The 11525-nt window shown below is 64.0% G+C and carries 10 protein-coding genes; 7 read left to right on the forward strand and 3 right to left on the reverse strand.

All coding sequences use genetic code 11. The features are described from left to right. Positions 1 to 8: 8 nt before the first annotated feature. Complete coding sequence (locus tag THL1_RS08645; protein ID WP_069082884.1) at positions 9 to 935, reverse strand: LysR family transcriptional regulator; 927 nt, start codon at positions 933 to 935, stop codon at positions 9 to 11. 109 nt (positions 936 to 1044) lie between these two features. Between THL1_RS08645 and THL1_RS08650 the strand changes: the two genes are divergently transcribed. From THL1_RS08650 to THL1_RS08670, 5 genes are all read left to right on the forward strand, one after another. Further along, the gene (locus THL1_RS08650; RefSeq protein ID WP_069082885.1) at positions 1045 to 1359 is read left to right on the forward strand and encodes a 3-phosphoglycerate kinase; all 315 of its coding nucleotides are present in this window, start codon (positions 1045 to 1047) and stop codon (positions 1357 to 1359) included. 159 nt (positions 1360 to 1518) lie between these two features. Further along, the gene (locus THL1_RS08655) at positions 1519 to 2118 is read left to right on the forward strand and encodes an FMN-dependent NADH-azoreductase (RefSeq protein WP_069082886.1); all 600 of its coding nucleotides are present in this window, start codon (positions 1519 to 1521) and stop codon (positions 2116 to 2118) included. 393 nt (positions 2119 to 2511) lie between these two features. Further along, the gene (gene rarD, locus THL1_RS08660; RefSeq protein WP_069082887.1) at positions 2512 to 3408 is read left to right on the forward strand and encodes an EamA family transporter RarD; all 897 of its coding nucleotides are present in this window, start codon (positions 2512 to 2514) and stop codon (positions 3406 to 3408) included. Between the two features lie 129 nt (positions 3409 to 3537). After that, a complete protein-coding gene (locus THL1_RS08665) occupies positions 3538 to 4869 on the forward strand; it encodes a DEAD/DEAH box helicase (protein ID WP_069082888.1) in 1332 nt (443 codons plus the stop codon). Positions 4870 to 4872: 3 nt separating this feature from the next. Further along, a complete protein-coding gene (locus THL1_RS08670; protein ID WP_069082889.1) occupies positions 4873 to 5160 on the forward strand; it encodes a DUF1294 domain-containing protein in 288 nt (95 codons plus the stop codon). A 112-nt stretch (positions 5161 to 5272) separates the two neighbouring features. Here the strand turns inward: THL1_RS08670 and THL1_RS08675 are convergent, their stop codons facing one another. Then, the gene (locus tag THL1_RS08675; RefSeq protein WP_069082890.1) at positions 5273 to 6250 is read right to left on the reverse strand and encodes a zinc-dependent alcohol dehydrogenase family protein; all 978 of its coding nucleotides are present in this window, start codon (positions 6248 to 6250) and stop codon (positions 5273 to 5275) included. A 213-nt stretch (positions 6251 to 6463) separates the two neighbouring features. Between THL1_RS08675 and THL1_RS08680 the strand changes: the two genes are divergently transcribed. Both THL1_RS08680 and THL1_RS08685 read left to right on the forward strand, forming a co-directional pair. Next, positions 6464 to 7522 (forward strand): phosphorylcholine phosphatase, encoded by a 1059-nt coding sequence (locus tag THL1_RS08680; RefSeq protein WP_069082891.1) that lies wholly within the window; start codon positions 6464 to 6466, stop codon positions 7520 to 7522. A 166-nt stretch (positions 7523 to 7688) separates the two neighbouring features. Next, the gene (locus tag THL1_RS08685) at positions 7689 to 8981 is read left to right on the forward strand and encodes a phospholipase (RefSeq protein ID WP_069082892.1); all 1293 of its coding nucleotides are present in this window, start codon (positions 7689 to 7691) and stop codon (positions 8979 to 8981) included. A gap of 168 nt (positions 8982 to 9149) precedes the next feature. Here the strand turns inward: THL1_RS08685 and THL1_RS08690 are convergent, their stop codons facing one another. Continuing rightward, positions 9150 to 11483, reverse strand: a complete 2334-nt coding sequence (locus THL1_RS08690; protein ID WP_069082893.1) for an LTA synthase family protein — start codon at positions 11481 to 11483, stop codon at positions 9150 to 9152. Between the last annotated feature and the right edge of the window lie 42 nt (positions 11484 to 11525).

Raw genomic sequence — 11525 nt, forward strand, 5'->3', positions numbered from 1 at the left:
ACCTCCTGTCAGGCGCTGGGGAGCGGGGCGGCGAAGGGGGCGTCCAGCGGGGCGGAATCGAAGGTCTTGATCAGCTCGACCAGAATCTGCGACGCCGGCCCGAGTGCCTTGTCCTTGTTGGCATAGAGATAGAACGAGGGATGGCGGCTGCCACCCTGTTCCATGGGCAGTGGCTTGAGCTGGCCTTCCTTGAGTTCCCGCTCGATCAGGTGGCACGGCAGCCAGGCAAATCCGAGGCCGCTGCTGACGAAGTTGGTGGCTGTGGACAGGCTGCCCACGGTCCAGCGCTGTTCCGCGCCCAGCCAGCCGACGTTGCGCGGCTGGGTACGGCCGGTGTCGCGAATCACGACTTGCAGCTGGCTTTCCAGATCCTGGAAGTTGATCTGCCGCTGTAGCCGGTGCAAAGGATGGTCCGGGTGGGCGACCGCGATGAACTCCACCGAACAGAGCCCCGCCCCCAGGTAGCCCTGGATGTCCAGGGTAGTAATGGCCAGGTCGGCCGAGCCCTCCAGCAGCACTTCCTCGACGCCGGACAGGACTTCCTCGCGCAGGCGCACACGGCAGCCACGGCTCTGCGGCATGAAAGCGGAGAGGGCGCGCACCAGGCGGGCATTGGGGTACGCCGCGTCGACGACCAGGCGCACCTCGGCTTCCCAGCCCTGTTCCATATGATGGGCCAGCTCTTCCAGCTGGCTCGCCTGCTTGACCAGCTGACGCGAGCGCCGCAGCAGCACTTCGCCCGCTTCGGTCAACACGGCCTTGCGGCCTTCGATGCGCAACAGCGGCACGCCCAGTTGTTCCTGCATGCGCGCAACCGTGTAGCTGACCGACGATTGCGAGCGGTGCGTGGCTTCGGCCGCCTGGGCGAAACCGCCGTGGTCGACCACCGCCTGCAGGGTTCGCCACTGGTCCAGGGTTACGCGCGGGGCTTTCATGCTGTGCTGCTCCTCTTGTTGCTTATGCCGGCAGATTGCGCGCGCCCATGGCGCTGATTCCGCTTACGGCCCTCTGTTAAGCTGGCGCCCTCTACTCTGGAGAACGCCCATGAAAAAGCTGTGTTGTGTCGTGCTTGCCTTGCTGCCGACCCTGACCTTCGCCTACCCCATCGAGGTGGAGAAACAGTACAACGGCGCCGAGATCGTCTACGACACCACCGATATCGATAACAACCTGGCGGCCATCAACATCCAGAACGTCGGCGGCACCACGGCCGAATGCAAGGCGGTATTCGTCAACGGCCCGGAAACCCCCAAGGTGCGCAAGGCCATTATCGAGAGCGGCAAGAGCGCTTACCTGACCGCCAATTTCAGCCGCGTGGTGCTCAAGCTGCGCATCAAGCTGACCTGTAATCCCAAGTAATCGGGACAAGGTTCGGGCACAGGAATCAGCCTAGTGCCCCGCTCTGGACAAATCAACTTTCTTGATGCTTTGCAGCGGATATTTACGCTTTTTAATCGATTTATGACGAACTAATCTGCGCCCCATCGACCTGTTCAACCCCCGATGGAGGTAGCCCCAATGTCCCGCGTACTCGTCATCGAAAGCAGCGCCCGCCAACAAGGTTCCGTTTCTCGCCAGCTCACCCAGGATTTCTTCGCCAAGTGGCAAGTCGCCCACCCGGCCGATGAAATCAAGGTTCGCGATCTCGCTGTTGACCAGGTGCCGCACCTCGATGCCGATCTGCTGGGTGGCTGGATGAAGCCGGCCGACCAACAGAGCGAAAGCGAGAAGGTTGCCCTGGAGCGTTCGAACCTGCTGACGGAAGAGCTGCTGGCTGCCGATGTCCTGGTCATGGCGGCGCCCATGTACAACTTCGCCATTCCCAGCACCCTGAAATCCTGGCTCGACCACGTGCTGCGCGCTGGCGTCACCTTCAAGTACACCGAAACCGGCCCCAAGGGCCTGCTGACCGGCAAGCGCGCCATCGTCCTGACCGCTCGTGGCGGCATCTACTCCGGCAGCCCGATGGATCACCAGGAGCCCTACCTGCGCCAGGCCATGAGCTTCATCGGCATCCATGACGTGACCTTCATCCACGCCGAAGGCCTGAACATGGGGGGTGAGTTCCAGGAAAAAGGGCTGGCCTTTGCCAAGGCCCAGTTGGCCCAGGTGGCCTGATTCACTGCTCCGCTCCCCGCTCCTCCTGGTGCGCCTTGGCTCCTTGAGCGCACCCTGTCTGCCCGGCCTGGTTCAGGTCGGGCTTTTTTCATTGGGAAATGGGCGACAGATCTGGCTCATACCTCGGCATGACTTCGCGACATGCCCCATCGTGGCCAAACACCTGTGGGAGCGAATTCATTCGCGAATGAATTCGCTCCCACAGGCAGCCTCCATCCTCCCTGCGCGCCGTCCATGCCGTTTTCAACAACGCTGAGGACGGCCCTGCCCGGATGGTCAGCTTTGCGCCTTGTTAAGCTTTCGCTCGCGGCAAGGAAGGCGTATGTTCGCCGGCTGCTTTGCGAGGCCCCTGATGATTTCGCTCCATTCCCAGTCCTGCGCGCCGAGGTGGCCATGAAACTGTCTGGCCGCGGCGTTGCGCTGTCGCTGATAGCTTCCGTCCTGTTTGCCCTGATGCCCGGCTACGTGCGCGAACTTGCGCCGCTGGACGGCGTGCAGGTGTTTGCCCAGCGTGTGCTCTGGTCGATTCCGGTTGTGTTGTTGTTGCTGGTGCTGACCCGCCAGTGGCCAGCTTTCATCGCGGTACTCGGGCGTTTGCGGCGTGAGCCGTTGCTGCTGGCCGCCCTGCCGTTGGCGGCGGTGCTCATCGGCCTGCAATGGGGGCTGTTCCTCTGGGCGCCCTTGCAGGGACGGATGCTGGAGGTGTCCCTCGGCTACTTCCTGCTGCCGCTGGCGATGGTGGTAGCCGGGCGGGTCTTCTACGCCGAGCGGCTGCGGCCGCTGCAACTGCTGGCCGTCGCGTGCGCGGTGATGGGCGTACTCCACGAACTCTGGCTGACGCGAGCCTTCTCCTGGCTGACCCTGATTACCGCCCTGGGTTACCCGCCTTACTTCATGCTGCGTCGCTGGATGAGGCTGGATGCGCTGTCCGGCTTCATCCTGGAAATGGCCGTGCTGGCCCCACTGGCCATCTGGCTGATCGTCAGCTTCTCGCCACCCGGAGCGTTCAGCCAGTCGCCACAGCTCTGGTGGCTGATACCGGGCCTCGGCCTGCTGGGCACCCTGGCCTTTGCCGCCATGATGGCGTCCAGCCGCTTGCTGCCCCTGGGGCTCTTCGGAATTCTCGGTTATGTGGAGCCGGTGCTGCTGTTTGCGGTGGCGGTCGCGTTCCTGGGCGAAGCCTTCAACCCCGCCCAGCTCTGGACCTACCTGCCGATCTGGATGGCGGTGCTGCTGATCGGCTGGGACAGTGCCAATCTATTGCGCAAGCAGGCTCGCCAAACTCACTAGCACATGGTCCCGCTCATGGGGCGGACTTCGGATTGGGGCTTCCGTCGCTCTGTCGCTCGGAACTCGGGCGTTTGGTCGCGACTCCGGTTAACCTATGCAGCTGTTTACGCTTTCGACCGAGGTAGCCCTGTGTTTTCCCAATTCGCCCTGCACGAACGTCTGCTCAAGGCCGTTGCCGAACTCAAATTCGTCGAGCCGACCCCGGTGCAGGTGGCGGCCATCCCGCCGGCCCTTGAAGGGCGCGACCTGCGGGTGACCGCCCAGACCGGCAGCGGCAAGACCGCCGCCTTCGTCCTGCCGCTCCTGAACCACCTGATTGGTGAGGCCAAGCCGCGCGAGCGCATCCGTTCGCTGATCCTGCTGCCGACCCGCGAACTGGCCCAGCAGACGCTGAAGGAAGTCGAGCGCTTCTCCCAGTTCACTTTCATCAAGTCCTGCATCGTCACCGGCGGGGAAGACTTCAAGGTGCAGGCAGCGATGTTGCGCAAGCTGCCCGACGTGCTGATTGCCACTCCCGGCCGCCTGATCGAGCACCTCAACTCTGGAACTGTGGACCTGCGCGAGGTGGAGGTGCTGGTACTGGACGAGGCCGACCGCATGCTCGACATGGGTTTCGCCGAAGACATGCAGCGCATCACCGAACTTTGCGCCAACCGCAAGCAGACCCTGCTGTTCTCCGCCACCACCGGTGGCAACGCCCTGCGCGAGGTGGCCAACAATGTGCTACGCGACCCGCTGCACCTGCGCCTGAACAGCATCGACCAGCTCAACGAGAGCACCCGCCAGCAGATCATCACGGCCGACCACCCCGAGCACAAAGAGCAACTGGCGCGCTGGCTGCTGGCCAACGAGACCTACCAGAAGGCGATCATCTTCACCAACACCCGCGTCCAGGCCGATCGCCTGTACGGGCACCTGGTGGCGGGCGGCTACAAGGCGTTCGTGCTCCACGGCGACAAGGACCAGAAAGACCGCAAACTGGCCATCGACCGCGTGAAGCAGGGCGGTACCAAGGTATTGGTGGCCACCGATGTGGCCGCTCGCGGACTGGATATCGAAGGCCTGGACCTGGTGATCAACTTCGACATGCCGCGCTCTGGCGACGAGTACGTGCACCGCGTCGGTCGCACCGGTCGTGCCGGTGGCGAGGGCCTGGCCATCTCGCTGATCTGCCACAACGACTGGAACCTGATGTCGAGCATCGAGCGCTACCTCAAGCAGAGCTTCGAGCGCCGCGTCATCAAGGAGCTCAAGGGTACCTACAGCGGCCCGAAGAAGGTCAAGGCATCTGGCAAGGCCGTTGGCGTCAAGAAGAAAAAGACCGACAAGAAGGGCGACAAGAAGACCACCACCAAGGCCGCCGCACCCAAGCGCAAGCCCAGCAAGCCGCGCGACGAATCCCGTGTGGTGAGCGGTGATGGGCTGGCGCCGCTCAAGCGCAAGAAGCCTGCGGCGGAGTAAATCGTGTCAATCGAGCTCGTCTGGCCCGTCCAGGCGCTGCTGGTCAGCTACTCGGCAATGAGCCTGGTGTGCTTCGTCGCCTATTGGCGGGACAAACGCTTGGCGGTTGCCGGCGAACGGCGAATTCCCGAAGCGCGCTTGCACCTGCTGGAACTATTGGGCGGCTGGCCGGGTGGATTGCTGGCCCAGCGGCTGATCCGCCACAAGAACCGCAAGGTCGCCTATCAGGTAAAGTTCTGGCTGATCGTGGCCGCGCACCTGGGCGTGCTGGGGTACTGGGTGATGCGCTGATGGGGCAGGGCGGATCTGCGGTCCGCTTTCGCGAATGAGTTCGCTCCCACAGATGCAGAGTCGCTCGGTGTGACGCCCCTCTCCCTTCGGGAGAGGGGCTGGGGGTGAGGGGTCAAGGCACCAGCACGATCTTCCCATCCCGCTCGCCGCCGGCTGCGGCGGCCACGGCTTCCTTGATCTGGCTGATGTCGTAGGTCGCGGCGATGCGGGCCTTGAGCTTGCCGTTGGCAATCAGTTGGATCAGTTCGCCGAACAGCTGCATCTGTTGCTGCGGGGTGGCCTGGCGGAACCAGCGGGCCAGCCAGAAGCCTTTCAGGGTCACGTCGCGGAACACGAAGGAGCCGGGGTTGACCTGGCAAGGCTCGCCACTCATGCGCCCGTAGTTGACCAGCACGCCGCCCTCGGCAAGGCTCGCTGCCAGGTGGTCGGTGGAGGCACCGCCCACGGCGTCGATGCCCAGCTTCACCGGCGCGCCCCCGGTCGCTTCGCGCACGCGTTTGGGCAGGTCGGGGCCGTCCACCAGCACCACATCACCGCCTTCGGCCTTCACGGCCGCCACCGCCGAATCGCGGCGCACGACGTTCAGCGTTTTCAGCCCGCGGATCCTGGCCAACTGGATCAGGTAGCTGCCCACGCCCGAGTTAGCGGCGTTCTGAATGACCCAGTCGCCAGGTTGCAGGTCGACGAAGTCGCGCAGCATCAGGTAGGCGGTGGGCGGGTTGACGGTGAGCATCGCCAGCTGCTGCGGGTCGGCGCTGGGCAGCGGGATCAGCTGTTTGGCGTCGGCGATCAGGTGCGTACGCCAAGTGCCGCACCCCACAGGCAGCAGCACAGTCTGGCCTGGCTTGAGGTTGGCAACATCCGCGGCGACTTCCAGCACTTCACCCACACCCTCGTTGCCGCCGATGGCCGGCAGCGGCGGCAGCATGCCGTATTCGCCAGTCAGGGTGAGTACGTCGGAGGGGTTGATCGGCGCGGCCAGCACCTTTACCAGGGCCTGGCCGGCGCCCACCGGCGGCAGCTCGAACTCCACGGCTTCGATCACGTCCTGGGGCGCGGGGCCACGGGTCTTGTATTCGGCTTTGAGCATGACGCTTCTCCTGGCGGCTCTGAGGGGCCTTGAGTCTAGCCGCTGATGGGCGAGAGGCGCTGAATCCCTTGGCATTTGCATGGGTGATGCAGTGGCGCGATGAGGATGCTGGAGGTCGTTCTGGAGCGGGGGCCGGGCGAGGCCTTTGCTAGGTTCGGCTGCGAAGCAGGAGTAGCGCTTCCTCACGCCATCCATCGAAGGAATAAGAAGAAGATGAAGATCGCCAAGACCCTAATGTCCATCGCGCTGTGCCTGGGGTTGGCCGGCGGCGCCCAGGCCGCTACCGAGTTGAAGCACTGGCCGGAACCCGCTGCCAGGCAGCTGGACGCGCTGATCGCCAAGCATGCCAACCAGGGCAACTTCGCCGTGTTCGACATGGATAACACCAGCTATCGCTACGACCTGGAGGAATCGCTTCTGCCTTTCCTGGAGATGAAGGGCGTGCTCACCCGCGAGAAGCTCGACCCATCCCTCAAGCTGATTCCCTTCAAGGATGTGAAGGGGCATAAGGAAAGCCTCAACAGCTACTACTACCGCCTGTGCGAGGTGGACGACCTGGTCTGCTATCCCTGGGTCGCCCAGGTGTTCTCCGGCTTTACCCTGCGTGAGTTGAAGGGGTACGTCGACGAGCTGATGGCCTACGGCAAGCCGATCCCCGCCACCTATTACGAAGGTGACGAGGTGAAGACCATCGAGATCAATCCGCCGAAGATCTTCAGCGGCCAGAAGGAGCTGATGAACAGACTCAGCGAGAACGGTATCGAGGTCTACATCATGACCGCCGCCCTCGAAGAGCTGGTGCGCATGGTCGCTTCGGACCCGAAGTACGGCTACAACGTCAAGCCGGAGAACGTCATCGGCGTCACCACCCTGCTGAAGGACCGCAAGAGCGGTGCCGTGACCACCAGCCGCAAGCAGATCACCGATGGCAAATATGACGAGAAAGCCAACCTCGACCTGGAACTGACCCCTTATCTCTGGACCCCGGCTACCTGGATGTCCGGCAAGTACGCGGCCATCCTCAGCTACATCGACGAGTGGAAGAAGCCCATCCTGGTCGCTGGCGACACACCGATCAGCGACGGCTACATGATGTTCCACGGCACGGATGTGGCCAAAGGCGGTATCAACCTGTGGATCAACCGCAAGGCCAAGTACATGGACCAGATCACCGCCATGCAGAAGGCCAACGCCGAGGCCCAGGCCAAACAGGGCCTGCCGGTGACGGCGGACAAGAACTGGGTGGTGGTGACGCCCGAGCAGATTCAGTGAGGCTTCACTGACAGCAGCGGCCGCCCTCGGGCGGCCGTTTCGTTTCATGCACTAGAGTCAAGGCTGTCGGCTTGATTGGTGAGTCCGGCTGTCCTGGCTGGACAGTGAAGCCGCGCACGGCGGCTGCTACCCTGCCGCCGTGCTCGAACCTGTCATGGAGTGATCGATGAAGTACCTGGCGCTCGCCCTCAGCCTGAGCCTTGCTGGCTTGCCATCCGCGGCCCTGGCCTGGTCCAGCCACGCTCTGGGGACCGCCCTGGCGCTGGCCGGGCTGCCGCAGATCAAGGATGCGCCGCCAGTCGAGGTGGAAAACCTGGAGTTCTTCCTCGAGGAAGAGGGCGTGGCCCTGGAGCAACTGCTGGACGAGCAGGAAGAGTTCTTCCGCGAGAACCTGTCGGCTTATCCCGCACGACCTGATGACCTGCGCTGGATTCCCACCCATGGCGGCGATCGCCGCAAGGCCTTCCTGATGGCGCTGCGGGTGAACCCCGAAATCAAGCTGGCCTACTTCGTCCAGGGCCTGCCGGGGATGGACTGGAGCGGACGCACGCCTCTCGACGCGGCCGATGTGCTGGTGTTCCGCAAGCTCAGCCTGTGGCGTGAGTGGCGCTTCTACCAAGTGCAGCCCGGCGACAAGCTGCCCGCCCTGGCCGTGGTGGCCAGTGCCGCCGACGAGCCGGACTACGGTCACGACATCAACTTGTTCAGCGACAACCCCGGCGAAGTCGGTGCGCGCTACAACTTCGGCAAGCAGCCCTTCGGCGACGCCCGGTTCGAGTACTCCTCCCAGGCGCCGTTCCATATCGGCTACTACCACGAAGACAAGATCATCTACCGCGCTGCACCCTACCTGGCGCGTACCTATCCGGAGGTGCGTGTCTACCAGTACCTCGGCCTGGCGCGTTTCGCCTTCGAGAGCGGTCACCCGTACTGGGGTTATCGCTTCCTCGGCTGGGGCCTGCATTACATCCAGGATCTGACCCAGCCGTACCACGCCAAGGCCCTGCCGGGTCATGGTACGCCCCGGCTGATCTGGATCGCGCTGAAAGCCGCGGTGGGCCTGGACAGCGACAAGCTGGCGGCTATCGAACAAGCGGCCAACCGGCACACTGAGGTCGAGCAGTACCAGGCCGACTGGTTGCGCAAGCTGCTGCGAGAGGGGCGCAACGACAGCCCGCTACTGCGCGCCTACGCCGATGACCGTGCGGATGGTGAGTACCCGCCCTTCGACGGCGAGTTCCTGCGCCTGGTGGTGTCCAAGGAGTCCTACGACGCCGCCGATGACTTCGATGCGCGCATCGGCCAATGGCGCGTGGGTGGCCAGGCACCGGCGGGCTTCAGCCGGGACAACCAATTGGCGCCGTTGCCCGATGATGTGCAACTCAACCAGGCGCTGGTGCGGCTGATCCGCCATTTCGGCGCCCATAGCCGAAATGCCACGCGGGCGACTCTGCCTTAGGTCGGGCAACGCGGGGAATATCCTGTGGGAGCGATTTCAATCGCGAATGAATTCGCTCCCACAAGGCGACGCCTGTAGCCGGGTAGCCCGGATGCAATCCGGGAAATGGCGGCGCCGTTCCCGGACCTTCATCCGGGTGACGGGGCAGGGCGGGAGGGGAGGCGGTGCTCAGTGATACTGCTGCAGGCGCAGTTCGGTGCTGTCCGGCAGCACCGCACGTTCGTCGCCCGGGTTTTCCCCTTCGCTCTCCAGCGCATCCTGCTGGCGGGCCAGGAGGCCGAACAGCGTGGTGATTGGATGCAGCGGGCGCTTCTGCGCGACCTGTCCGCCGTTGTCGGCGGCAACCGCCGAGGTTGGCAGGGGTTCGGTGGTCACCTTGAAGTCGCTGATCTCGATCACGCCACGACCTTCGGCCAGCAGGTGGAAGGAGAAGGCCTTGCGTGCTTCGGGGTTGTCGAAGGCAAAGTCGACCTTCAGCGGCTTGCCCTGTTTCAGCAGCGGCATTTCGGGAATCGGCAGGGCCACGTCGCGCTCGAACTCCTTGGCTTTCAGGCGCAACTGAGCACCTTGCTTGTCCATGCGCAGCACCTTGATGGTCATCTGCACGCTGGTGCGGCTGTTCTTCGGCAATTCCATGTACTGCGCGCCGATCAGGTTGTCAGCCCAGTCATCCCTGGCTTTTTCTTTCAGGCGGATGCGGTCGCGCGTGGCGAACTGGTACTCCTGGCCCAGGGTGCCGCCTTGCAGCGATTGGTCAAGCAGCGCCGCACGCTGGGAAACCAGGCGTGCTTTCTTGCCGCTGTAGCTACCGAGATAACGGGCCTCGTCGGCAATGAAACCCTCACTCTGGTAGCGCCGGCAGACCTGACGGAAGTCGCATTCGGTAAAGGTGTCGTTGCCGTCGTGGTAGCGTAGTTTGCCGTTGGTATAGGACATCATCTCGCGGCCGATGGCGTAATCGCGGAACAGCGAGCGGCCGGAGAGGTTCTGCGGTACCCGGTAGCCGAAGTAGTCGAGGATCGAGGTGGTCAGGTCGACGTGGCCGTAGACGCCGCTCTTGATCGGTGGCAGCGACGCCTGCTCGGGGGCCAGCACCAGGTTGAAGCCCCAGGCCGAAGCGAGGCGGACATTTTCGATGCCGTGGGATTCGTCCGAGGTGACGATGACCAGGGTGTCCTTCAGCACGCCCTGTTTCTCCAGGCCGGTGAGGAAGGCGTCGACCGCATCATCCAGGTAAGCGATGGCGGCCTTCTTGGAGTCCGGGTAGCGCATCAGGTAGTCGGCGGGGGCGGAGTAGGGCTGGTGGGTGCCGACGGTGAGCAGGGTGAGCATCCACGGCTTCTTCTGCTGGCGCAGCTGCTTCACGTAGGTCTGCGCACCTTCGAAGAAGGCCTTGTCGTCCATGCCCCAGGGGAATTCCAGGTAGGCCTTGTTGCGGAACCAGTCACGCCCCAGGGTCTTGTCGAAGCCCATCTGCGGCATGATCTTGTCCTTGGCCATGAAGCGCAGCCCGGCGCCCTGCAGGAAGTGGGTGCTGAAACCATGCTGGTGCATCTGCGAGGGCAGGCAGGCCTTGGCGCGGGCCGGGTTGTTCAGCAGTTCCAGGCCTTTGGGCGTACCCGAATCCAGCTTGCTGTAGTCGCCACAGAGCATGGCGTACAAGCCGCGGATGGTCTGGTGGCTGTGCAGCACGTAGTCGGGCGTGGTCATGGCTCGCTCGGCCCAGGCGCTGAGCTTGGGCATCAGCGACTCCTGGTAGCTGCTGTTGATTGCTGCACGGTTGGCGGCAATGTACGCGCCGGGAACGCCTTCGAGGGTGATCACCAGCACGTTGCGCGCACGGCCGGGGCCCGGAAGCAGGGGCGTGCCATCGAGGTCGAGGCGCGCCAGGCCGGCGATGTCCGGCGGTGTGTCGGGCTTGTCGCCATCAAGCCAGTCTTCGACTGCCAGTTGGCCGCTGTTCACGGCGCTGGCCATCAGTTTGTGGGGCAGGTTGAACTGCCGCCACTGGTCGGCGTCGCTGGGTTGCACGGATTGCAGGGTGATGTGCCCCATCAGCAGGGCGGCCGGCGTGGCGAACCATTTCCAGTTCAGCGGGCGATGCCGGTGCCGCCAGAACAGCAGGCACGCCAGCAGGCTGGCGCCCAATGCCGCGCCCAGGTGCGGGTGGGTGATGCCGCCGCCCTGGGTGGAATGGCTGACGAATTGCGGGTCGAGCAGGTATTTCAGGTCGCCCGGTTCCGGCATCCGGCCGACGGCGCCGACCAGTTCGGCATTGCCGAGGACCATCAGGCACCAGAGCAGCATCAGCGGCAGGGCCAGCAGCAGCGAACGGCCGTACAGGAGCACGATCAGGAAGGTGCCGAAGGCGAGGTCGGAGAGATAGCCGAAGGGGTTGGACCAGCCCAGCCAATAGCGGCTGGCGAGGGGGATCGCCAGGAACAGCACGCCAAGTGTTGCGAGCGATGCGGATTGCGACAGCCAACGGCTGAATGGGCGCACAGGAACTCCTGAGATGGGACAGTGAGAATCCGTCGAGTGATG

The organism is Pseudomonas sp. TCU-HL1, from assembly GCF_001708505.1.
GTDB lineage: Bacteria > Pseudomonadota > Gammaproteobacteria > Pseudomonadales > Pseudomonadaceae > Metapseudomonas.